This is a genomic window from Duganella rivi, assembly GCF_009857435.1.
Classification (GTDB): Bacteria; Pseudomonadota; Gammaproteobacteria; order Burkholderiales; family Burkholderiaceae_D; genus Rugamonas; species Rugamonas rivi.
Genome location: NZ_WWCK01000005.1, coordinates 106835 through 130213 on the forward strand (window position 1 = coordinate 106835; position 23379 = coordinate 130213).

A 23379-nucleotide genomic window follows, 5' to 3' on the forward strand; every position below is an offset into this window, starting at 1 on the left:
GACGTCGCGCCCCGAATTATAATGCGGCTAATGGAAAACCCTACCCAATTCGTCCAATGGCTGCGCTCCGTCGCGCCCTACATCCACGCCTTCCGCGGCAAGACCTTCGTGGTCGCCTTCCCCGGTGAACTGGTGGCCGCCGGCGCCCTGCCGGTGCTGGCCCACGACCTGTCGCTGCTGCACGCGCTCGATATCAACGTCACCGTGATCTACGGCTCGCGCCCGCAGGTGGCGGAACAACTGGCTTTGCGTAACGTCGAAGGCCGCTTCCACAACGGCCTGCGCATCACCGACACCGCCGCCATGGAATGCGCCAAAGAAGCCGCCGGCGAGCTGCGCCTCGATATCGAGGCCGCGTTCAGTCAGGGCCTGCCGAACACGCCGATGTCCAACGCGGCGATCCGTATCATTTCCGGCAACTTCATCACCGCCAAGCCGATGGGCGTGATCGACGGCGTCGATCTGGAACTGACCGGCGTCACCCGCAAGGTGGACGCCGAGACCATCCACTCCATCCTCGGCTCCGACGGCCTGGTGCTGCTGTCGCCGCTGGGCTTCTCGCCGACCGGCGAGGCGTTCAACCTGACCATGGAAGACGTGGCCTGCTCCACCGCCATCGCGCTGCACGCCGATAAGCTGATCTTCATCACCGAAACGCCGCTGATGACCGACGCCGGCGGCGCCGAGATCCGCGAACTGTCCTCGCACCAGGCGGAAGCCGTGCTGCAGGCGGGCTTCCTGCCCGACGCCACCGCGTTCTACCTCAAGCACTGCATCAAGGCTTGCGACAACGGCGTGGAGCGCTCGCACATCGTCTCGTTCGACATGGATGGCTCGGCGCTGCTGGAATTGTTCACCCACGACGGCGTGGGCACCATGATCTCGCACGAGAACCTGGAATCGCTGCGCCCGGCCACCATTGAGGATGTCGGCGGCATCATCAAGCTGATCGAACCGCTGGAAGCGGACGGCACCCTGGTCAAGCGCGGCCGCGAGCTGATCGAGCGCGAAATCGAGATGTTCTCGGTCATCGAGCACGATGGCGTGATCTTCGGCTGCGCCGCGCTGTACCCGTTCCCGGAACAGAAAATGGCCGAAATGGCATGCCTGACCGTCAACCCGGAAGTGCAAGGCCAGGGTGACGGCGACCGCATCCTCAAGCACATGGAGAACCGGGCGCGCGCCATGGGCGTGCAAAAGCTGTTCGTGCTGACCACCCGCACCGCGCACTGGTTCATCAAGCGCGGCTTCGCGCCGGCCACCGTGGACGCCCTGCCGAAGGACCGCCAGCGCATGTATAACTGGCAGCGCAAATCCCAGGTTTTGATTAAAACCTTATAATCTCGTTTTTAGATTCGCTTTAGGAGCAACCCACATGGCCCGCACCGTTCAATGCATTAAACTCAACAAGGAAGCCGAGGGCTTGGACTTCCCGCCGTATCCGGGTGAACTGGGTAAGAAGATTTACGAGCAGGTTTCGAAAGAAGCGTGGGCGGCATGGCTCAAGCATCAGACCATGCTGGTCAACGAAAACCGCCTGAACCTGGCCGACCAGCGCGCCCGCAAATACCTGGCGACGCAGATGGAAAAACACTTCTTCGGCGACGGCGCCGATGCGGCACAGGGTTATGTGCCGCCAGCGGAGTAAGCTTCTACCCCACATCCTTAAGTGACAGATCAAGCTCCGTCGCTTAGGGGTCTGACCCCGCAGGGGTCAGACCCCGTGTGGCAGTGCGGGTTTAGAACTTCAGCGTCTTCACACCTTCCGCAGTACCCAGCAGGCACACATTAGCGCCGCGCGCAGCAAACAAGCCCACCGCAATCACACCCACGATCTGGTTGATCTTCTCTTCCAGCGCCTTCGGCTCGGTAATCGACAGACCCGCCACATCCAGCAAATAACCGCCGTTATCGGTCACAAACGCCTCATCCGTGCCCGGCTTCAAGCGCAGCTTAGGCGTGCCGCCCAGTTTCACCAGCTCACGCGCCACCGACGCACGCGCCATCGGAATCACTTCCACCGGCAGCGGGAACTTGCCCATCACGTCCACCAGCTTCGAACCATCGGCGATGCAGACAAACTGCTTGGCCACCGAAGCCACAATCTTCTCGCGGGTCAGCGCCGCACCGCCGCCCTTGATCATGGCGCCGCTGTTGTCGATTTCATCCGCGCCGTCGATGTACACCGCCATTTCCGTCACATCGTTCAGATCAAACACCTCGATGCCATGACCGCGCAGGCGCGCCGCAGTCGCTTCCGACGACGCCACGGTGCCCTTGATCTTGTCCTTGATCTTGGCCAGTTCGTCGATGAAGAAGTTGGCGGTCGAGCCGGTGCCGACGCCGATGATCTCGTTTTCCACCACGTAGGCAATGGCGGCGCGGGCTACGGCTTGTTTCAGTTCGTCTTGAGTCATGATTAAAAAGATAAGAGAGGGGAAATCGAATGGCGCTATTTTACCATCCCGGTTTTTGGCAAAAAGTTGCGCCAAGACAATGCCGTTAGATAAGCGTACAAAGCGTGCAACACCTGTGGTCAGCAAGGCCACCGGATATGCGAGAATGGTTCCACGGAAGCGTCCAAAGAGCCGGGGAAGAGACATGACAACCACTAAAACAGTCTTGATTGTCGATGACAGCCGCGTGTCGCGCATGATGGCGCGGCAGTACATCGCCGGCCTGCACGCCGACTGGATCGTCGAAGAGGCCGGCACCGGCGAGGAATCGCTGGTCAAGGCGCGCCACACGACGCCGGATCTGATCCTGATGGACGTCAACATGCCCGGCATGGGCGGCATCGCCGCCGCCGAACAGCTGCGCCAGGAATTCCCCACCATGCCGATCTCGCTGCTGACCGCCAACGTGCAGACCGCCACCCGCGAGCGCGCTACCGCCATGGGTATCGGCTTTGTCGAGAAACCGATTACCGAGGCGCGCATCGCCCAGTTGCTCGCCACGCTGGAAGCGGCGTAACCATGTTCAACCTCAGCGAACTGGAAAACGATGCGCTGATCGAGATTTTCAACATCGGCGTTGGGCAGGCGGCGGCCTCGATGAGCGCCATCGTCAACGAAGCGGTGCGGATGTCGGTGCCGTCGATTAGCTTCATTCCGCGCACCGAGGCGGCGCGGCTGCTCGGTAAATCGGACGGCGTGCCGGAGCGGATTTGCGGCGTGAGCCAGCACTACGCGGGCGCGTTCGAGACTGAGGCCATCCTCATGTTCCCGGAAGATAAAAGCCTGGAGATCGTGCGCCTGATGGTGGGCGAATCGGTGCCGCTCAAGGAGCTGACCGACATGGAACAGGAAGCCATGTGCGAGATCGGCAACATCATGCTCAACTCCTGCGTCGGCACGCTGGCGAATATCTTCCAGCGCGAGCTGCAAGGATCGCTGCCGCAGTACCATGTCGGTACCAGCGATGAAATCCTCACCGCCACCGGCAGCGCGGCCAATAGCGTGGTGCTGATGCTGCATATCGACTTCCTGCTGGAGAAGCACCAGATCCACGGCTACGTCGCCTTCGTGCTCGATATCTCGGCGCTGCACGACTTGAAAGAGCAGATCAATCTCTACATCGCGCGCGCGATGGGTCAGGCTTGAGGCGAACATGAATCCACAGCGCCTTCCCCTGCTGGAGAGTGTGTTCTGCGCGGTGAGCCTCGGCGCCATCGTGCTCGATGGCGAGCGCCGCGTCGTGCTGTGGAATTCGTGGATGGTCAAGCATTCCCGGCTGGCGCATGAGCAGGTGCTGGGGCGCGATTTCTTTGAAGTGTGTCCCGGCTTGCGCGGCGGCCGCGTCGACGCGGCGATTCAGCATGCGCTGTACAACAACTTCCCTTCCCTGCTGTCGCAGAGCTTGAACAAGGCGCCGTTTGAATTGTTCGCGCGCGGTGAGCGCATGCAGCAAGCCGTGGAGGTAACGCCGATTGCGGTCGAAAACGCGCCGCGCCATTGCCTGATCCAGGTGAGTGACGTCAGCTTCGCGGTGGCGCGCGAAAAGCTGCTGCGCGAGCAGGCCATGGTGCTGCGTTCGCAGACCTTCTCGGACGGCCTGACCGGCATTGCCAACCGCCGTCACTTCGACGTGGCGATGGAGAAGGAACACCGGCGCGCCAAGCGCAGCGGCACGCCCTTGTCGCTGCTGATGATCGACATCGATCACTTCAAGGCGTACAACGATCATTACGGCCACCAGAAAGGCGACCAGTGCCTGATTCAAGTAGCTGCGGCGCTGGCGGGCATGCTGAAGCGGCCGTGCGATTTGATGGCGCGCTATGGCGGCGAAGAGTTTGCGATGATTTTGCCGGAGACCGATCCCGAACAAGCGCGCTTGATGGCGGAGTCGATCCGCGCGCGGGCGCAGGAATTGGCGATACCGCACGAGCGCAACGCCGACGCTTCGCAGCTGGTCACGGTCAGCATCGGCATCGCCACGCAGCAGGCCCAAGCGCCGGTGGCGATCGATGCGCTCATCGGCGCGGCCGACCGTGCGCTATACCAGGCCAAGCGCAATGGCCGCAATCGCGTCGCAGCGATTTAATTCCAGATACGGTAAATCCAATAACGCTCGTCGGTGGAGGCCAGCACGCGCGCCAGTTCCAGCGGCGTGTGGCCAGTGATTTCGCGCGCCTCGCGGCAGAAGTGCGCTTGGTCGGAGTAGCCGCCGCGCGCGGCGATGTCCGACCACACGGCCTTGCCGGCCAGGTATTCATCGCGCGCGTCAAAGAAGGACAGTTCGGCGCGCTGCAAGCGCAGCAGCTTGCGCAGGGGCTGGCCGGCCCGCGCCTTGATGCGGCGCTCGATATTGCGCACACCGCGTCCCAGCGCGGTATCGGCGGCCTGCGCGGCCATGTGGCGTACCCAGTCGCCCGCCATCGCGCTTGCACCGCCGGGCCGCATGGCATGCCAGCGCGGTTCGAGGAAAGCTTCCACCTGCGCGATGCCATCACCCTGCGCAGCCAGCACCGCGTCGGATAGCGCCTGCCACTCCGGCCCGAGAACCTGCTCCACCGGCGCCCAGCGGTTCACCCACGCCGACACGTCAACGCCGCATAGCGCATGCAGCACCTGCGGGTAAAACATCACCACCAGTATCCGCACCGGGCCGGGATTGTAGGTGGTCATGGGCCGCGTTTGCGGGCCGCCGAAAATGGCGCGGGCCGTATGCTTGTCTGTATCTGGTGGATCAACCACCTCGCCCTCGCCTTCGAGGAAGTACGTAATCGAACAATGGGGCGTGGCGGGAAAACAGTTGTAGCGATCCTGCGCATCGGCCAGCGGCGCTTCGACCGTGCTGCGCACAATGTAGGCGCGCACGCAGGACGCCAGCGACTTGCGCGGGAAGGCCAAACGGGTGGGCGGCTGGGCAGGATTCATATCAAATAGTTTATACCATGTCGCAAACGTTCAATACTCGCATCGCTAGCGGGCGCACACTGGGCCATCATTCAATGAGGATGCCGATATGCAGAACGCCATTGCCGCCGAACTCCGTCACATGCACGCCCTGCCCGGCCCGCGTCCATGGCCGCTGGCCGGTAACCTGCCGCAGATGACCACTTTGCGCATCCATCAGGACGTGGAAGCGTGGAGCAAGCAGTATGGGCCGCTGTTCAAAATCAGCTTTGGCCGCACGCCGATACTGGTGGTGTCCAGCCATGAACTGGTGACGGCCGTGCTGCGCGACCGGCCCGATGGCTTCCGCCGCCCCGCTATCACCGCCATCATCTCGAACGAAATGGGCGGCCGCCCCGGCGTGTTTCTGGCCGAAGGTGCGGCATGGCGCGATCAGCGGCGCATGGTGATGGCGGCGCTGGCGCCGCATGCAGTGAAGGCTTACTTTCCATCGCTGGTGTCGGTAGTGCAGCGCTTGCAGAAACGCTGGCAGCAGGCCGCGCGCAATGGCAGCGTGATCGATCTGGCGGAGGACTTGAAGCGCTACAGCGTCGACATCATCGCTGGGCTGGCGTTCGGCACCGAGGTCAATACCATCGATGGCGGCGAGGATGTGATCCAGCGCCACATGGACGTGGTGCTGCCGGCCGTGGCGCGCCGCTCGATTGCGCTGTTCCCCTACTGGCGCTATTTCAAGCTGCCGCAAGATAAGCAGCCGGACGCCAGCCTCGCGGCACTGAACCGCTCTGTCGATGAATTGATCGCTGCCGCCCGCGCGCGGCTGGCGGCGGAGCCGGAGCGCCGGGCGCGTCCTGCCAATCTGCTGGAAGCGATGATCTGCGCGGCTGATGAAGGCGGCAGCGGCGTCGATGATGTGGCGGTGGCAGGGAATGTCACCACCATGCTGCTAGCCGGGGAAGACACCACCAGCAACACGCTGGCGTGGATGCTCTACCTGCTCCAGCAAAATCCCGCCGCCATGCGGCAAGCGCGCGAAGAAGTGCTGCGCGTGGCCCCCGATCCGCAGGCCTTCAGCATCGAACAAATGGATACGCTGGACTATCTCGACGCCTGCGCCCAGGAAGCCATGCGTCTCAAGCCGGTCGCGCCGTTCATTCCACTGGAAGCCTTGCGTGACAGCGTGGTCGGCGACGTGCAAGTGCCGAAGGGAGGCTTGCTGTGGTGCGTGATGCGCAACGACAGCGTCTCCGAATCGCACGTGCCGAATGCGGCGGACTTCAAGCCGGAGCGCTGGCTGCAACGCGGCGAACAGGCCATCGACAAGCACGTCTCCATGCCATTCGGCGCGGGCGTGCGCACTTGCCCCGGCAGATATCTCGCCCTGCTTGAAATCAAATTGGCCGCCGCGATGCTGCTCTCTCGTTGCCAGATCACTGCCATCGACACCGCAACCGGCGCACCGCCCGAAGAACTGATGGGCTTCACCATGTCGCCAATCGGCCTGCGGATGCAGTTGCAACACTCCTGAATTGCAAGCATATTTCGCGTGCGCGGCGGGCGTGCTACGCTCATCTTGTGTTCAGATGGAGGCGCGCGATGCGGTTTAAATTCGAGACCAAGCGGCATGGCCGCTGCTTTGCGGAGAGCGATCACGATGACGATGATGCGATCCGCGTCGAGATCTGGTACGACCGGAATACCGATCCGAAAAAGGTCGAATACCTGCTGCACATCAGGGACGAGCCACTGCCCAAGCAGATCACCGAGGCCGGCGCCTTGCAGGACGCCACCCGCATCGCCATCAATCACTTCCACGCCACCAAGACCAAGGACGGCGATGAATTTGAAATGCATTGCAGCCGCATCACCGCGCGCTGGGCCGGGATCTTGTATAACAAATTGGGAGGCTGACGGGGCACAGCATCTATAATGCCGCCTATCTTTTGCTATCAAGAAGGCAAGCGCCCGTTATGGTGTTCAGCTCCGTCACGTTTTTGTTTTACTTTTTACCCGCATTCCTGCTGCTCTACTACCTCCTGCCGTGGAAGAATGGCGTCCTGCTGATCGCCAGTCTGGTGTTCTATGCGTGGGGGGAACCGCGCTTCCTGCCCCTGCTGATGGCGTCCGCGCTGCTGAACTATGGTTTCGGCCTGGTGATCGCGCGCGCGGGGCAGCATCGCAAGCTGGCCCTCGGCGTGGGCGTGACCGCCAATCTGGCCATGCTGGGCTACTTCAAATACGCAGGCTTCTTCACCACGCTGGTCAATCAAGCGCTGGATCAGCATTTGGCGGTGCCGGCCATCGTGCTGCCTCTGGGGATTTCCTTCTTCGTGTTCCAGGGCCTGTCCTATCTCGTGGACGTGTATCGCGGCGACGTCGATCCGCAGAAAAGCTTCTGGACCTTCGCCACGTACAAGGCCATGTTCCCACAGCTGATTGCCGGCCCTATCGTGCGCTATCGCCAAGTGGCGGCCGATATGGTTGAACGCCATGTGACGGCCGACCGCATCTGGATCGGCTTCCGCTACTTCGTTATCGGCCTCGCGCAGAAGGTGCTGATTGCGAACACCGTCGGAGAAGCGGCCGACCACCTGTTCAACGCCGGTCCGGCGCAACTGAACACGGCTTCCGCGTGGCTGGCCGTGGCCTGCTACAGCATCCAGATTCTGTATGACTTTGCCGGCTACTCCAACATGGCCATCGGCATCGGCCATATGATCGGCTTTACCTATCCGCCTAACTTCAACCATCCCTACAGCGCGGTGTCGGTGACGGAGTTCTGGCGCCGCTGGCATATCAGCTTATCGAGCTGGTTCCGCGACTACCTCTACATCCCGCTGGGCGGCAATCGCCTCGGTGCCTTCCGCACCTACTTGAATCTGACCTTTGTGTTCCTGCTGTGCGGCTTGTGGCACGGTGCTGCACCGACCTTCATCGTGTGGGGCATGTGGCACGGCGTGCTGCTGGTGCTGGAGCGCGCGGGATTAGGCAACGTACTGGCGCGCCTGCCGCGCAGCGTCGCACAGTGCTACACGCTGCTGATGGTGATGCTGGGCTGGGTGTGGTTCCGTGCCGCCGACCTGCAGACTGCCTTGCAAATGCTGGAGACCATGTTCACGCCGTCCACCGGCGGCGCTGCGCCGCACGTGTGGCGAATCGATATCGGCCCGGCGCAATGGACCGCGCTGCTGATCGGCGCTGCACTGGCCTTGTGGCGCCGGCCAGCATCGCCGGCAGGCGTTGAACGCCGCGCGCTACCACTGCAAATGGCGCTTGCGCTGGCCGCCTTCGTGCTGTGCGGCGCCAGCCTCGCTGCCGGCACTTACAACCCATTCATCTATTTCCGCTTCTGATGACCAAGCCAACGTCCTCCCGCCGCACGATTGCGGCCAAGCTGCTGCTGGTCGCGCTGTTCGGCATCCCGGCCGTACTTTATCTGCCGCGCGCCTCCGACAAGGGGCCGAACGAGAACCGCCACCTGGCGCCGTGGCCCAAGCTGCCCGACAGCGTGGCCGCCCTGCCAGTGTTCAACGCGCAGATCGACGCATGGGTCAACGATCACTTCGGCCTGCGCGATCAACTGGTAGTGCTCAACACGCGCCTGCGCTACGCGCTGTTCCGCCAATTCCCTACGCACCAAATCATCGAAGGCAAGGAGGGTCGGCTGTTCCTGTCGACCTATCAGCCGCAGGAACCGCCGTACAGCGGCATCTTGTCGATCTGCGGCTATGGCAATTCCTATGCGCCGCTGCTGGAGCGCGACATTAACCGCCTGGTGGAAGTCACGCAGCGCGAAGGCATCAACGCGCGCCTGCTGGTGGTGCCTTCGTCGCCGGTGGTGAATACGCGTCAGCTGCCAAGCTGGGTGGCGCGGCTGTGCAACACCACCTCGCCGCTGATGCAGCAAGTGCTGGCGTCACCGACACTGTCGCCGCAAGCGCGCGACAAAATCTACTACCCGCTCAACGAAATGCGGCAAGCCGCCGCTGAAGAGGAACTGTTCCCGCGTACCTTCTTCCACTGGGCGGGACGCGGCCCGCGGCTGGTGTCGGATTGGACCGAGCAGCGTTTCTGGGGCATGCAGCCGCAGCAAGCCACGCCTTACGTGAGCGAGCGCCAAGTCAAGCCATCCGACGTGGGCCAGGTATTCCGCGGCCTTGAAAAGCCAAGCCAAGTGGAAGTCATGAACACCGGCGCTTCCGGCATCGAAATGTGCGAGAGCCCGGCCTGCTTCGGCGAAGCGCTGCAGCCGGCACTGTCCAAGGTCGGAGAAGTGAGCCGCTATCGCAACCCGAAAGCGCCGCGCGGCCGATTGGTGCTGATCTCCGACTCCTTCGGCCTGCCGGCAGCGATCTGGTTTGCGCGCTACTACAAGGAAGTCGCTCACATCGGCACCAACAGCATCGAACAACTGAATCCGGCAGAGCTGGAACAGCTGCGCCACCTGGTCTTCGACGGCCGCGCCACCGACGACGTGCTAGTGCTCTACCACGACGGCACCGCCCAGGCCCGCCGCATCAGCAAGGACTTCAAGGCCCTGCTACCGGGATTTTGAGATAAAAAAAACGACGCCCAGTGAACTGAAGTTCACCAGGCGTCGTTTTTTTGTTGGCGACGATTAAACCCGCAGGCTGGCTGCAGCGCGGGCGATCTCGGTGATCTTGTCCCATTCGCCGGCGGCCATCAGGTCTTTTGGCGTCAGCCACGAGCCGCCGACGCAGGCCACGTTCTTCAGCTTCAGGAACTGCGGCGCGGTCTCTTGCGAGATGCCGCCGGTTGGGCAGAAGGTGACGTCCGGCAGCGGGCCGCCGATGCCGTTCAACATGCCGACGCCGCCCGCAGGCACCGCCGGGAACAGTTTCAGCTGCTTGAAGCCGTGCTCGCGCGCGGCCATCACTTCCGACGGCGTCATCACGCCCGGCAGCAGCGGCAAGCCGCTGCTCTTGGCGGCGGCGATCAGCGCCGGGGTCAGGCCCGGCGACACGCCAAACACTGCGCCCGCATCGCGTGCAGCGGCAAATTCTTCCGGCTGCGTCAGCGTGCCGACGCCGACGATGGCGCCTTCCACTTCCGACATGGCCTTGATCGCGCCCAAGCCGTGCTGGGTGCGCAGGGTGACTTCCAGCACGCGAATGCCGCCGGCCACCAGCGCTTTCGCCAGCGGGACTGCATGTTCAGGGTCGTCAATCGCGATCACAGGGATCACGGCCGAAGTACGCATAATGTCGAGCAGAGACAGGGTCATATCAGGCTTCTTTCTTGGTCGAGAAATCTTCGTCGGAACCCGGCACGGTATTACCGACCGGATCTTTGTCATGCAGGCCTACCGTGGTGGCGATCGGCGACGGCAGCGGGAAGGTGGTGGCGCCCTTCTCTGCTTCGCATACGCTGTTGCGGAACATGGAGAACAGTTCGCGGCCCATGCCCACCTGGTTCACCGACATGTCGGCGCTGGCCATCGAGCGCGCGTGCCAGACAGCGGAATCGACCAGCGCCTCCAGCGTGCCGGTTTCGGCGCAGACTTTGATGATGTCGCCATCGCGCACCAGGCCCAGTGGGCCGCCGGCCAGAATCTCCGGCGATACGTGGATCGCCGCCGGCACTTTGCCCGATGCGCCCGACATACGGCCATCGGTCACCAGTGCCACTTTGCGGCCGGCGTCTTGCAGGTTGGCCAGCGCTGGGGTCAGCGCGTGCAGTTCCGGCATGCCGTTGGCGCGTGGGCCCTGGAAGCGGATCACGGCCACGAAGTCGCGATCCAGCTGGCCGGCTTTGTACGCATCCATGAAATCTTCCTGCGAATTGAATACCAGCGCCGGTGCTTCCACCGTGCGGTGCTGCGGCTTCACGGCCGACACCTTCATCACGGCGCGGCCCAGGTTACCCTGCACCAGCACCATGCCGCCGTCCGGCGAGAATGGATTGTCGTGCTTGCGCAGCACTTTCTCGTCGCCCGATTCAGCTGGCGATGGCTTGAACACCACGCCTTTGCCGTCTTCACCGAGGAACGGTTCGGCGCAGTGCTTGCTCAGGCCTTTGCCCAGGATGGTGGTGACGTCTTCGTGCAGCAGGCCAGCAGCCAGCAGTTCGCGGATCACGAAACCGGTGCTGCCGGCAGCGTGGAAGTGATTCACGTCCGCTTCGCCGTTTGGATAGATGCGGCACAGCAGCGGCACGACTTTCGACAGCTCGTCGAAGTCGTTCCAGTCGATGACGATACCGGCCGCCTTGGCGATGGCCGGCAGGTGCAGCGTGTGGTTGGTCGAACCGCCGGTCGCCAGCAGCGCGACGATGGCGTTGACGATGGCTTTCTCGTCGACGATATGGCCGACCGGGATGTATTCGCTGCCTTGATCGCTGATCACGGCGGCGCGCTGCGCCGAAGCCTTGGTCAGTTCATCGCGCAGCGGCGTATTCGGGGTGATGAAAGCGGCGCCTGGCAGGTGCAGGCCCATGACTTCCATCAGCATTTGATTCGAGTTGGCGGTGCCGTAGAAAGTACAGGTGCCGGCGCCGTGGTAGGACTGCGACTCGCCTTCCAGCAGTTCTGCGCGGCCGACTTTACCTTGCGCGTACAGCTGGCGGATCTTGGCTTTCTCGGAATTCGACAAACCGGTGGTCATCGGGCCGGCCGGCACGAACACCGCAGGCAAATGACCGAAGTGCAGCGCGCCGATCAGCAGGCCCGGAACGATCTTGTCGCAGACGCCGAGGTAGACGGCCGAGTCGAACATATTGTGCGACAGCGCCACCGCAGCCGACATCGCGATCGCGTCACGCGAGAACAGCGACAATTCCATGCCCGGCTGGCCCTGCGTGACGCCGTCACACATGGCCGGGGTGCCGCCGGCGAATTGCGCCACCGCGCCCACTTCGCGCACCGCTTGCTTGATCAGTTCAGGATAGCGCTCGAACGGCTGGTGAGCGGACAGCATGTCGTTGTAGGCCGAGACAATCGCCACCGACGGCTTTTTCACCTCTTTCAGCACCAGCTTATCGTTGGCCGGGAAAGCAGCAAAGCCGTGCGCCAGATTGGTACAGGCCAAGGTGCCGCGCTGCGGGCCGCCTTTAACGCGGGCCGCTTCGAGATGGGCCAAATACGCACCGCGCGATGGTTTGCTACGCTGAATAATGCGGTTGGTGACGGTTTCTAGGACAGGATGCAACGCCATGATCGTTCCTTATGAATGGATTCCGTGAAATTTTACTACAAAATCTCCAAACCGACTGGCTTTTCTTAGCTAAGGCTGGCTTGCGCTGGCACCAAGCAACACGGCTACACCCGCCATCGAAAGGCAGAATTTTTGCGGGAGAACCGGCCAGACCGTAGTGAATTTACCTGATTTTCCTGTATCATTCGGCCATCCCCTCCCTACCTACCAACATTATGCGCCAGCCTGCACTCACTACTACCGCGAGCTTCAAAGCCCTTGAATCCCACGCTGCCGAGGCCAAAAACTGGCAACTGCGCCAGCTGTTTGCCGCCGACGCCCAGCGCTTCCCGAAACTGACGGTCGATGCGGCCGGCCTGTTCCTCGATTACTCCAAGAACCGCCTGGACGCCACCACGGTCGGCCTGCTGCTGGATCTGGCCCGCGAACGCGGCGTGGAACGCCAGCGCGACGCCATGCTGAGCGGCGCGAAGATCAATCTTACCGAACAACGCGCCGTGTTGCACACCGCGCTGCGTATGCCGCGCGGCAAAGCGCTGGTGGTGGACGGCCAGGACGTCAACGCCGACGTGCACGCGGTGCTGGATCACGTGAAAGAATTCACCGACCGCGTACGCAGCGGCCAGTGGCTGGGCTACAGCGGCAAGCCGATTACCGACATCGTCAACGTCGGCATCGGCGGCTCGGATCTCGGCCCGAAAATGGCGGTGCTGGCACTGCGCTCGTACGCCCATCCACGCCTGAAGATGCACTTCGTGTCCAACGTGGACGGCCACGATATGGACGCCGCGCTGGCGCAGGTCGACCCTGAGACCACGCTGTTCATCATCGCCTCCAAGACCTTCACCACCGCCGAGACCATGCTGAATGCGGGCACCGCGCGCACCTGGTTCCTCGCAAACGGCGGCACTCAGGAAAATCTGGCCAAGCACTTCGTGGCCGTATCGACCAACACCAAGGCGGTGGCGGCATTCGGCATCGATACCGCCAATATGTTCCCGTTCTGGGACTGGGTCGGCGGCCGCTACTCGGTGTGGTCGGCGATTGGCTTGTCGGTGGCGCTGGCAGTGGGCTTCGGCTACTTCAGCGACTTCCTCGCCGGCGCGCACGCCATGGATGAACATTTCCGCGAAGCGCCGCTGGAGCAGAACATGCCGGTGCTGCTGGCCATGGTCGGCTTCTGGAATCGCCAATTCCTGAATGCTGGCTCGCTGTCGATCGCGCCGTATCACCAGGATTTGAACCGCTTCCCGGCCTACCTGCAACAGCTGGACATGGAGTCGAACGGCAAGCGCATCACCCGTAGCGGTGGCGAAGTCGATACCGTCACCTGCCCGGTGGTGTGGGGCGAATGCGGCACCAATGCGCAGCACGCGTACTTCCAGTTGCTGCACCAAGGTACGGACGTGACGCCAATTGATTTCATCGCCGCGCTGCGCGCGACCCACGATCTGGCAGGCCATCACGATGCACTGCTGGCGAACTGCTTCGCGCAATCGGAGGCTTTCATGACCGGCAAGACTGCCGATGAAGTGCGTGCTGATTTGGCAGGCTCGAATCTGAGCGCGGAGGAAATCGAAGCGCTGGTGCCGCACAAGACTTTCCCGGGCAACCGCCCTTCCAACACCATCCTGATGGATCAATTGACGCCGGGCGCGCTGGGCGCCTTGATCGCGCTGTACGAGCACAAGACCTTCGTGCAAGGCGTGATCTGGGACGTGAACAGCTTCGACCAGTGGGGCGTGGAGCTGGGCAAGGTGCTGGCCAAGAATATTCAATCGGAGCTGACCGGCGAAGTGAAGCCGGAGCGTCACGATAGCTCGACCAACGGCTTGATCTTCATGGCGAAAGCGGCGCAACACATATGAGCATCTACGAAACCAAAGTAGCTTACGACGCAGTGATGCAAACGGGCGAATGCCCGCTGTGGCACCCGCAGGAGCAGGTGCTGTACTGGGTGGATATTCCTGCCTTCACTGTGCATCGCCTGGATCCTGCAAGCGGCGCGCATCGTTCGTGGAAGCTGGCGAGCGAGCCGGCTACCTTGGCGATCAGCGACAAGGGCGGACTGGTGGTGGCGATGCGCAGCGGCTTTGCGCACTTGGACACCAGCAGCGATGAAGTGAAGCTGACCGAGATCGTGGCTGCGCCTTACGATCAATCGATCACGCGCTTTAACGATGGTCATGTTGATCCGGCGGGACGCTTCTGGGTAGGCACCATTTACGAGCCGCGCGATAAGCCGGCGGCGGAGATGTATGTGCTGGAACAGGGCAAGCTGCGCAAGGCCTGGTCGGGCGGCATGACCAATTCGAATGGTTCGGGTTTCAGCCCGGATCAGAAGTCGATGTATCACGCCGATACGGCGGCGCATCGCGTGACGAAGCTGGACTTTGATGCGGCGACTGGCGCGGTGGAGAATCAACGTTTGCTGCATCAGTTCTCGATGGACAAGGAGAACAACTACGGCGGCCGTCCAGACGGCGCTGCGGTGGACAGCGAGGGCAACTACTGGGTGGCGATGTTTGAAGGTGCGCGGATTGCGAAGCTGTCGCCGTCGGGGGAGCTGCTGGGCGAGATCAAGCTGCCGGTGCGCTGCCCGACCATGCCGGCGTTTGGCGGGCCGGATTTGAAGACCCTGTACGTCACCAGCGCCGGCGCGCGCCCGGCGCCGGAACTGGAGCAGTATCCGCTGAGCGGTAAGCTGCTGGCGATTCAGATGGATGTCGCCGGCCGCGAAGAGCCGGCGTACCGCAGCGCCTAACCCGCACTACGGTAAGAGGGGGCCACTCCGAAAGGAGTGGCGGGGCGCAGCCCCTCCCCTGCCCCTGGGTCAGACCCCGCGACTGATCGCCGTGCGGGTTATAGCGCTCCCGCCAGTCGGCGGCGCGACTGCTGCGGGGCGAGGCTTTGGGTTTCACCCCGCGCCACCCCCAGCTTGAACGCCGACACCAGCGTCGTCAAATGCTGCGCCTCCTGCGCCAGCGCATCGGCTGCCGCCGCATCTTCCTCCACCAGCGCCGCATTCTGCTGCGTGCTCTCGTCAAACTCCACGATGGCGCTGTTGATGCGCTCTATGCCCTCATTCTGCTCCTGATTGGCATTGCTCATCTCACCCATGATGGCCGTCACGCGCTGCACGCTGTCCACCACTTCCAGCATGGTGGCGCCGGCTTCGTCCACCAGCCTGCTGCCGCCTTCCACCGTCTGCACGGTATTGCTGATCAACTCCTTGATCTCCTTGGCCGCCGATGCCGAGCGATGCGCCAAACTCCGCACCTCCGACGCCACCACCGCAAAGCCCCGACCCTGCTCACCCGCGCGCGCCGCCTCCACCGCCGCATTCAGCGCCAGGATATTGGTCTGGAACGCAATCCCGTCAATCACGCTGATGATGTCCACGATCTGGCGCGAAGACGCATTAATCTCGCCCATGGTATCCACCACCTGCCGCACCGCTTCGCCGCCTTTCACCGCGATCTGCGATGCGCTCTGCGCCAGCTCATTAGCCTGGCGCGCACTCTCATTATTCTGCCGCACCGTCGCCGCAAGGCGCGACATCGACGATGCAGTCTGCTCAATGCTGCTGGCCTGGCGCTCGGTGCGGCGCGACAGCTCCGCATTGCCCTGGGCGATCTCGCCGGAAGCACCGGCAATCGTATGCGCGCCATCGCGCACCCCGGCGATGGTGTCGCGCATCGTCACCAACATCTCCACCAGCGAACGCGCCAGGCGGCTGCGCGGCTTGGCCTCGGTGGCCGACAAGTCGATGCGCCCCTCAATCGCCGCCAATGCAGAAACGATGCTTTCCAACTCGCTGGCCTGATTGGCAGCGCGGCGCAAAATGGTCGCAAGGAAGATCAGCACCGCCGACTCCACCACCACGTAGGCCGCGTGAATGAACACGGTCGACAGCTGCGGACGGGTAAAGCACATCACGCCATAATTCCACTCTTGCAGGTAGTGGAAGCTCAGGTGATGCACGGCGATCACCCCTGCTGCCACCACGATCGGCTTCCAATCGCGATACGCCAGCAAGAACGCCAGGTACACGAAAATCCCGAAGTGCAGTTCGGTCAGGCCCGCACCCTGGTGGATGTTCAGGGCCGCAAACACCATCACACTCACCGCCACAACACAGCGCGTCAGCACCGAGCCGGGCGCGCTGAAATGCAGCGCGGTCGGAATCCCGGCCGCCAGCAGGCCGACCACCAGCGCCAGCATCCACGTATCATTGAGGCCGGCCAGCGCCAGCGAGAACAGTTGCAGCGCCCACAGGACGCACAGCATCATCTTGTCCGCCTGGACGGCAATCGCCTGCAAGGGATCGTATTTATTTGTCATGAATAACTCCGAGGGCCGGACAGACAAACGCAATGCAACGCACGCGACGACGGGCCAGCTTATAATTTGTAACAGTGTGAGTGTCGGCGGGGAGAGGGCCGGTGCCTGGGAGTGCCGCAGAGTGGCGGCGCATGCGCTGCGTGATCCGGCGGAGACCGCGCAGTGTGGCGCGGAACGGCGAACAGGATCGCATGAGGAATGCCATCATTATAGCGTATTTTTCCAAGTGGAAACTCCCGTGCACCACAAAGCTCTCCCCATAGGAGAATGTAGTAAATTTTCTTGCCAACACCCCTAATAAGTAGTAAATTTACAGTGGCGGCCGCATGCTGCACGCGGCGATTCCTTCAGCACTTTTTTTGCGACGATTTTCATACTATGGCTCTTTCCGATTTTGACCTGGTTCTGTTTGGTGGCAGCGGCGATCTGGCGATGCGCAAATTGCTGCCCGCGATGTATGCGCGCGATGTCGCTAACGACTTGCCTCCAACCGCCCGCATCATTTGCGTCGGCCGCGCGGACGCCAGCCAGGAAGACTTCCTGCAAACCGTGGAGACCACCTCCAAGCCGCTGATCAAATCGCCGGCCGTGACGCCGGCCGCGTGGGCGCGCTTCACCGCGCGCATTGTCTACGTGTCGCTCAACGCGACCGACGCCGCCAGCTACAAATCGCTGGTGGAAGCGCTGCGCAAGGACGACGCCATCACCAAGGTCTACTACCTGGCCACGCCGCCGGCCATCTTCGCGCAGATTTGCGAGAACCTGAAATCGAATGGCCTGGTCACGCCGAATTCGCGCGTGGTGCTGGAAAAACCGCTGGGCCGCGACCTGGCCTCGGCCAAGCAAATCAACGCCGAAGTGGGCAAGGTCTTCGAAGAATCGCAGATCTACCGTATCGACCACTACCTCGGCAAAGAGACCGTGCAGAATCTGCTGGCCCTGCGCTTCGGTAACATCCTGTTCGAACCGCTGTGGCGCCGCGAGTGGATCTCCGACGTCCAGATCACCATCGCCGAAAAACTCGGCGTCGGCAACCGCCTCGGTTACTACGACACCTCGGGCGCGCTGCGCGACATGCTGCAAAACCACCTGCTGCAGTTGCTGTGTATCGTCGCCATGGAACCGCCGACTTCGATCGCGCCTGATGCGGTGCGCGACGCCAAGCTGCAAGTTCTGCGCTCGCTGAAAAAATTCACGCCAACCACGCTGGCGCAAAACATCGTGCGCGGCCAGTACCGCGCCGGCCACGTGGACGGCAAGGCCGTGCCAAGCTACCGCGACGAACCGGATGCACCGGCCCACTCGCGTACCGAAACTTTCGTCGCGATGAAAGCGGAAATCGATACCTGGCGCTGGGCCGGCGTGCCGTTCTACCTGCGCACCGGCAAGCGCATGGCCGACGGCCTGGCTGAAATCGTGGTGCGCTTCAAGCAGATCCCGCACTCGATCTTCGCGCAGCCGACCAACAGCTTCCAACCGAACTCGCTGGTGATCCGTCTGCAACCGGACGAAGGCCTGCGCATGAACCTGATGGCGAAAACGCCGGGCGACGGCATGCGCTTGAAACAAGCGGAGTTGGAACTGGACTTCCGCGAATCGTTCAAGGCGCCGCGCATGGAAGCGTACGAGCGCCTGCTGCTCGATGTGCTGCGCGGCCAACTGACCCTGTTCATGCGCGGCGACGAACTGGAAGCGGCGTGGGAATGGGTCGAGCCTATCCTCAACAGCTGGGAATCGGACGACAGCTTCCCGCTGCCATATGCGTCCGGCACCTGGGGCCCGGCTGCGGCATCGGCGCTGATCGGCCGCGATGGTCTGCAATGGCGCGAAGAAGTACTGCCAGAGGACTAAGTTTCGATGCTGTTAGATTCCATCCGTACCCAACTCGACTCGCTCTCCAAATCGGAGCGCAAGGTGGCGTTGGCCGTGCTCGAACACCCGACGCAGACGGTCAACCAAAACATCACTGCGCTGGCCAAAAGCGCGCAAGTGTCCGAACCGACCGTGGTACGTTTTTGCCGTACGCTGGGCTATGACGGCTGGCACGAGTTCAAACTCAAGCTGGCCCAGGGCCTGGCCTTGGCCCTGCCCGGCCTGAACGAACAGCCGACGCAGGACGATTTGGCGGCAGACCTGGTCAACAAGATTTGCAGCCGCTCGATCAACACCCTGCTCGACTTGCGCAACAACCTGGACCCGGAAGCGATACAGAAGGCGCTGGACATCCTGTCCAAGGCTAACAAGATCGAATTTTATGGTCAGGGCACGTCCGGCATAGTGGCGGCCGATGCGCAGCACAAATTCTTCCGCTCGGGCGTGCCGACCGTGGCGTATGCCGACCCGCACATCCACAGCATTGCAGCGGCCCTGCTGCGCACTGGCGATGCGCTGGTGGCGATTTCGCAGCGCGGCAATAGCCCGTCGCTGGTACGCTCGGTGAAGCTGGCGCGGCGCGGCGGTGCGGAAGTCATCGTGCTGGCGCCGTCGGGCACCCCGCTGGCGGACTTGGCGACCGTGCTGATTCCGATTGATCTGATCTTCAACATCGACCCCTACACGCCGATCTCGGCGCGTTTGGCCTATCTGGTCGTGATCGATGTACTGGCCGTCGGCCTGGCCCTGCAACGCGGCCCCGAATTCCGCAAAAAAATGCAGAACGCCCAAAAAGCCCTGCAAGAGTTTGACCTCCAATTCGATTCCTTCATCGGCTAAAGCGGGGTACGCAAGATGCGTCTGGTTAACGCTACCCTTCGCGCCTAAAAAAACACCCGAACGAAAGGGTCTGACCCCGTACGGGGTCAGACCCTGGCCGCAGCGGTGTGCGGGTTGGGTTAGTGCAGCGCGCTATTAGAGCGAGCTGCAACGTCAACCCCATCAAACGGTGTGTATGATGTCGAAATAGTTAACTATCATTCGACGACAAGACACGGCATGAGCGCTACATCGGGATATTCGGGCACACCATTGGCCAAGAAGCTGGGGATGGTGGCTGGCTGCGCGGTGTATGTGCGTAACGCGCCGGACGGCTACCACGGCTGGCTCGCGCCGTTGCCGGAGGGGGTGCAATTCCAGGGGCGGCTTTCCGCTAGCACCGATATCGTTCACTTGTTCTGCGACCTCAAGGCGGATCTGGCTAAGCAGTTGGAGACGGCGCGGGCGGTGCTTAAGCCAAACGGCGCGGTGTGGGTGTCCTGGCCCAAGAAAGCTTCCAAGGTGCCTACCGATATTACCGAAGACACGATCCGCGAACTGTGCCTCCCTATCGGCTTTGTCGATGTTAAGGTGTGCGCTGTCAGCGATGTTTGGTCTGGCCTCAAACTGGTAATCCGCAAGGAGCTGCGCTAATTGATGGATGGTTCTGTTGTCACCGTCGTGCTGTTCGCCGCGCTGCTGCACGCGACGTGGAATGCGCTGGTGAAAGCCGGCCCCGATAAATACCTGACTACCCTGCTGGTAGCCTGCGGCGCAGGCCTCGTGTCGCTGCCTTTCCTTCCCTTCACCGCCGCGCCGCACGCCGATAGCTGGCCGTGGCTGATCGCCTCCGCTTGCTGCCAAGTGATTTACTACCGCTTGCTGGCCGCCGCCTACCAGCACGGCGACATGAGCCAGGCCTACCCATTGATGCGCGGCGCCGCACCGCTGCTGGTCGCATTGGCCAGCGTGCCGCTGCTTGGCGAACGCCTGCACTGGCGGCAGGATATCGCGGTAATGCTGATCTGCGGCGGCGTCCTCACGCTCACCATCCTGCGCGGCGCCAGTGTTGGCGCAGATACCGCAGCCAACCGCGAAGCCCGCAAACGCGCCACTTTCTACGCCCTGCTCAACGCCGCCATCATCGCCGCCTACACCATGATCGACGGCGTCGGCGTGCGCAAATCCGGCGCGCCGGCCACTTACACCATGTGGCTATTCGTGCTCACCGCCGTAATGCTGCTGCTCTGCTCCACCAGCCGCTGGCGCGAACTGCCCGGCTACGCGCGCACGCACCTGCGCGTGATGCTGCTCGGCGGCTTCGGCACGCTGGCCTCTTACGGCCTCGCGCTATGGGCCATGACTTTGGCCCCGGTGGCCGCCGTCGCCGCGCTGCGCGAGACCTCGATCCTGTTCGCCGCCGCCATCGCCGCCCTGTTCCTGCGCGAGCGATTAGCCCCCGGCCGCATCCTCGCCGTCAGCCTGATCGCGTTGGGCGCAATTCTCATGCGCCTCGGCTAAGTCGGAGTAAAATAAGCGCGAATACAATTTTTCTTATCAAATTGGCAGCGCTCATGAACCAACTCGAACAACTCAAACAGTACACCACCGTCGTAGCGGATACCGGCGACTTCCAGGCCATCCAGCAGTACACCCCGCGCGACGCGACCACCAACCCATCGCTGATCCTGAAAGCGGTGCAAAAGGACGAGTACAAGCCGCTGCTGGAAAAGGCCGTGCGCGACAACATGGACGCCAGCACCGGCGAAGTGATCGACCACCTGCTGGTAGCCTTCGGCAAGCAAATCCTGCGCGTGATCCCCGGCCGCGTATCGACCGAAATCGACGCCGCCCTGTCGTTCAACACCGCCGCTTCCGTCGCCAAGGGCCGCGAGCTGATTAAGCTGTACGAAAAGAACGGCATCGACCGCGAGCGCGTGCTGATCAAGATGGCATCGACCTGGGAAGGCATCCGCGCTTCCGAGATCCTCGAAAAAGAAGGCATCCACACCAACATGACGCTACTGTTCTCGCTGCCACAAGCTATCGCTTGCGCCGAAGCGGGCGCCAAGCTGATTTCGCCATTCGTCGGCCGCATCTACGACTGGTACAAAAAATCCACCGGCATCGACTATCAGGGCGCCGAAGATCCGGGCGTGCAGTCGGTCAAGCGCATCTACAACTACTACCGCAAGTTCGGCTACAACACCGAAGTGATGGGCGCCAGCTTCCGCAACACCAGCCAGATTCTCGAACTGGCCGGCTGCGACCTGCTGACCATCAGCCCAGACCTGCTGCAAAAACTGGCCGACACCACCGGCCCGGTCGAGCGCAAACTGAGCCCGGACGGCAGCAGCAGCGCGCCGATCGGCAAAATCGCCATCGACGAGCCAACCTTCCGCTTCATGTTCAATGAAGACCAGATGGCGACCGAGAAGACCGCCGAAGGCATCCGCGCCTTCGTGGCCGATACCGCCAAACTGAAACAAATCATCTCCGGCATGCGTTAATTTATTTAACAATCTCGCTGGTAAAAAGCAGGAGCGTGGCCCTCGCCACCCTCCTGCTTTTTTTGCATTACAATCTTGCATCACTTGTAAAATGACCGCGAGACCATCCATGAGATACGTCCCACGTTGTACCGTTGTTGCAGTTGCCATCGCCACCTTGATGAGCGCCTGCGGCGACAAAGCCGCCACGCAGAGCGCACCGCCTCCCGCCACCGTTTCCATCATCACCGTTACTCCCGCCGCCGTCACCGTGAACAGTGAGCTGCCCGGCCGCACCGAGGCTTCGCGCATCGCGCAAGTGCGCGCGCGGACTGCCGGCATTGTGCTGCAGCGTGTGTACAAGGAAGGCGGCGATGTTAAAGCGGGCGAGGTCTTGTTCCGCATCGATCCGGCGCAGTTCCAGGCGTCGTTCGACAGCGCACAAGCGGCGGTCGCCAAGGCCGAGGCCAACCTGGCGCAGGCCGATTTAAAGGTAAAACGGTATAAACCATTAATCACGGCGCAGGCGGTCAGCCAGCAAGAGTACGACGACGCGGTCACCGCGCAGAAGCAGGCAGCCGCCGACCTGGCTACCACCAAGGCGGCCCGCACCAACGCGGGCCTGACGCTGGGCTACGCCACCGTCACCTCGCCGATCTCCGGCCGCGTAAGCCGTGCGCTGGTGACCGAGGGTGCGCTGGTCGGCCAAGGCGAAGCGACGCCGATGGCGACCGTGCAGCAGCTCGATCCGATCTACGTCACCATTACGCAGTCCTCCAGCGAAGTGCTGAAGCTACAGCGCGCGCTGGCCGACGGCAAGCTGACGCGCGCCGGCAAGGACCAGGCACGCGTCACGCTGGTGACGGAAGACGGCCAGCCCTACCCGCAAGCGGGCAAGCTGCTGTTCTCCGACGTGTCGGTGGACGAGAGCACCGGCTCCGTCTCCATGCGCGCTGAATTCCCGAATCCGAATCGCGTCCTGCTGCCCGGCATGTACGTGCGCGCGCGTCTTGAACAAGGTGTGAGCGATGCCGCCATCACGGTGCCGCAGCAAGCCATCGTGCGCACCAACGAAGGCTCGACGGTGCTGATCGTCGGCGCCGACAACAAGGTGATCTCGCAGCCGGTGACGGCCAATGCCAATGACGGCAACAACTGGGTGGTGAGCTCAGGCCTGAAAGGCGGTGAGCGCATTGTGGTCGAAGGCTTCCAGAAGGCCAAGCCCGGCGCCACGGTGAATCCGCAGCCGTGGAAAGGCCCGGTTGGTACAGCACCGGCCACGCCGGCCGCTGCGCCTGCACCGGCTGCCGCCAAATAACCGGGAGC

Annotated in this window: 22 protein-coding genes; 17 read left to right on the top strand and 5 right to left on the bottom strand. The window is 62.5% G+C overall.

Features of this window, described 5'->3' with window-relative positions; translation table 11 throughout:
- The first annotated feature begins 30 nt into the window (after positions 1 to 30).
- Complete coding sequence (gene argA, locus GTP45_RS16615; protein WP_161015001.1) at positions 31 to 1341, top strand: amino-acid N-acetyltransferase; 1311 nt, start codon at positions 31 to 33, stop codon at positions 1339 to 1341.
- A gap of 34 nt (positions 1342 to 1375) precedes the next feature.
- Positions 1376 to 1648 carry an oxidative damage protection protein gene (locus tag GTP45_RS16620; protein ID WP_092274412.1) on the top strand — a complete coding sequence of 91 codons (273 nt, stop codon included), beginning with the start codon at positions 1376 to 1378 and terminating at the stop codon, positions 1646 to 1648.
- 91 nt (positions 1649 to 1739) lie between these two features.
- On the opposite strand, the gene rpiA is transcribed toward GTP45_RS16620, so the two are convergent.
- Positions 1740 to 2417, bottom strand: a complete 678-nt coding sequence (gene rpiA / locus GTP45_RS16625) for a ribose-5-phosphate isomerase RpiA (protein ID WP_161015002.1) — start codon at positions 2415 to 2417, stop codon at positions 1740 to 1742.
- A gap of 184 nt (positions 2418 to 2601) precedes the next feature.
- Here rpiA and GTP45_RS16630 point away from each other — a divergent pair, with 184 nt between their 5' ends.
- Genes GTP45_RS16630 through GTP45_RS16640 form a run of 3 tightly spaced genes read left to right on the top strand, consistent with a single transcriptional unit; the run spans position 2602 to position 4542 of the window.
- Positions 2602 to 2973 (top strand): response regulator, encoded by a 372-nt coding sequence (locus GTP45_RS16630; RefSeq protein WP_161015003.1) that lies wholly within the window; start codon positions 2602 to 2604, stop codon positions 2971 to 2973.
- Positions 2974 to 2975: 2 nt separating this feature from the next.
- The gene (locus GTP45_RS16635) at positions 2976 to 3602 is read left to right on the top strand and encodes a chemotaxis protein CheC (RefSeq protein WP_161015004.1); all 627 of its coding nucleotides are present in this window, start codon (positions 2976 to 2978) and stop codon (positions 3600 to 3602) included.
- 7 nt (positions 3603 to 3609) lie between these two features.
- Complete coding sequence (locus GTP45_RS16640; protein ID WP_161015005.1) at positions 3610 to 4542, top strand: sensor domain-containing diguanylate cyclase; 933 nt, start codon at positions 3610 to 3612, stop codon at positions 4540 to 4542.
- Here the strand turns inward: GTP45_RS16640 and GTP45_RS16645 are convergent.
- The gene (locus tag GTP45_RS16645; protein ID WP_161015006.1) at positions 4539 to 5378 is read right to left on the bottom strand and encodes a helix-turn-helix domain-containing protein; all 840 of its coding nucleotides are present in this window, start codon (positions 5376 to 5378) and stop codon (positions 4539 to 4541) included. The two genes, GTP45_RS16640 and GTP45_RS16645, sit on opposite strands and share 4 nt — an antisense overlap.
- 88 nt (positions 5379 to 5466) lie before the next feature.
- Here GTP45_RS16645 and GTP45_RS16650 point away from each other — a divergent pair, with 88 nt between their 5' ends.
- From GTP45_RS16650 to GTP45_RS16665, 4 genes are all read left to right on the top strand, one after another.
- Positions 5467 to 6885 carry a cytochrome P450 gene (locus GTP45_RS16650; RefSeq protein WP_161015007.1) on the top strand — a complete coding sequence of 473 codons (1419 nt, stop codon included), beginning with the start codon at positions 5467 to 5469 and terminating at the stop codon, positions 6883 to 6885.
- A gap of 68 nt (positions 6886 to 6953) precedes the next feature.
- Positions 6954 to 7268 (top strand): hypothetical protein, encoded by a 315-nt coding sequence (locus tag GTP45_RS16655; protein ID WP_161015008.1) that lies wholly within the window; start codon positions 6954 to 6956, stop codon positions 7266 to 7268.
- Positions 7269 to 7327: 59 nt separating this feature from the next.
- The gene (locus tag GTP45_RS16660) at positions 7328 to 8710 is read left to right on the top strand and encodes an MBOAT family O-acyltransferase (RefSeq protein ID WP_161015009.1); all 1383 of its coding nucleotides are present in this window, start codon (positions 7328 to 7330) and stop codon (positions 8708 to 8710) included.
- Entirely contained in the window at positions 8710 to 9912 is a 1203-nt protein-coding gene (locus GTP45_RS16665; RefSeq protein WP_161015010.1) for an alginate O-acetyltransferase AlgX-related protein, read from the top strand. The genes GTP45_RS16660 and GTP45_RS16665 overlap by 1 nt, the downstream gene beginning before the upstream one ends.
- A 63-nt stretch (positions 9913 to 9975) precedes the next feature.
- Here GTP45_RS16665 and eda read toward each other — a convergent pair whose 3' ends face one another.
- Both eda and edd read right to left on the bottom strand, forming a co-directional pair.
- Positions 9976 to 10602 (bottom strand): bifunctional 4-hydroxy-2-oxoglutarate aldolase/2-dehydro-3-deoxy-phosphogluconate aldolase, encoded by a 627-nt coding sequence (gene eda / locus GTP45_RS16670; protein WP_161015011.1) that lies wholly within the window; start codon positions 10600 to 10602, stop codon positions 9976 to 9978.
- A 1-nt stretch (position 10603) separates the two neighbouring features.
- A complete protein-coding gene (gene edd, locus GTP45_RS16675) occupies positions 10604 to 12529 on the bottom strand; it encodes a phosphogluconate dehydratase (protein WP_161015012.1) in 1926 nt (641 codons plus the stop codon).
- A 215-nt stretch (positions 12530 to 12744) separates the two neighbouring features.
- On the opposite strand from edd, the gene pgi reads away from it, so the two are divergent.
- Together pgi and GTP45_RS16685 are read left to right on the top strand one after the other, a co-directional pair.
- Positions 12745 to 14397: a glucose-6-phosphate isomerase gene (pgi, locus tag GTP45_RS16680; protein WP_161015013.1), complete on the top strand. Its 1653-nt coding sequence runs from the start codon at positions 12745 to 12747 to the stop codon at positions 14395 to 14397.
- The gene (locus GTP45_RS16685; RefSeq protein WP_161015014.1) at positions 14394 to 15293 is read left to right on the top strand and encodes an SMP-30/gluconolactonase/LRE family protein; all 900 of its coding nucleotides are present in this window, start codon (positions 14394 to 14396) and stop codon (positions 15291 to 15293) included. Before pgi ends, GTP45_RS16685 begins: the two co-directional genes overlap by 4 nt.
- A gap of 98 nt (positions 15294 to 15391) precedes the next feature.
- On the opposite strand, the gene GTP45_RS29195 is transcribed toward GTP45_RS16685, so the two are convergent.
- On the bottom strand, positions 15392 to 16873 hold the full coding sequence (locus tag GTP45_RS29195) for a methyl-accepting chemotaxis protein (RefSeq protein WP_161015015.1): 1482 nt from the start codon (positions 16871 to 16873) through the stop codon (positions 15392 to 15394).
- A gap of 378 nt (positions 16874 to 17251) precedes the next feature.
- Between GTP45_RS29195 and zwf the strand changes: the two genes are divergently transcribed.
- The 6 genes from zwf (at position 17252) to GTP45_RS16720 (ending at position 23371) form a co-directional block, all read left to right on the top strand.
- On the top strand, positions 17252 to 18724 hold the full coding sequence (zwf, locus tag GTP45_RS16695) for a glucose-6-phosphate dehydrogenase (RefSeq protein ID WP_161015016.1): 1473 nt from the start codon (positions 17252 to 17254) through the stop codon (positions 18722 to 18724).
- A gap of 6 nt (positions 18725 to 18730) precedes the next feature.
- Complete coding sequence (locus tag GTP45_RS16700) at positions 18731 to 19585, top strand: SIS domain-containing protein (RefSeq protein WP_161015017.1); 855 nt, start codon at positions 18731 to 18733, stop codon at positions 19583 to 19585.
- 219 nt (positions 19586 to 19804) lie between these two features.
- Positions 19805 to 20218, top strand: coding sequence for a DUF3052 family protein (locus GTP45_RS16705; RefSeq protein WP_161015018.1), 414 nt, complete (start codon positions 19805 to 19807; stop codon positions 20216 to 20218).
- A 3-nt stretch (positions 20219 to 20221) separates the two neighbouring features.
- On the top strand, positions 20222 to 21085 hold the full coding sequence (locus GTP45_RS16710; RefSeq protein ID WP_161015019.1) for a DMT family transporter: 864 nt from the start codon (positions 20222 to 20224) through the stop codon (positions 21083 to 21085).
- Positions 21086 to 21138: 53 nt separating this feature from the next.
- A complete protein-coding gene (gene tal / locus GTP45_RS16715; protein WP_161015020.1) occupies positions 21139 to 22074 on the top strand; it encodes a transaldolase in 936 nt (311 codons plus the stop codon).
- A gap of 109 nt (positions 22075 to 22183) precedes the next feature.
- Entirely contained in the window at positions 22184 to 23371 is a 1188-nt protein-coding gene (locus GTP45_RS16720; protein ID WP_161015021.1) for an efflux RND transporter periplasmic adaptor subunit, read from the top strand.
- Positions 23372 to 23379: the final 8 nt, after the last annotated feature.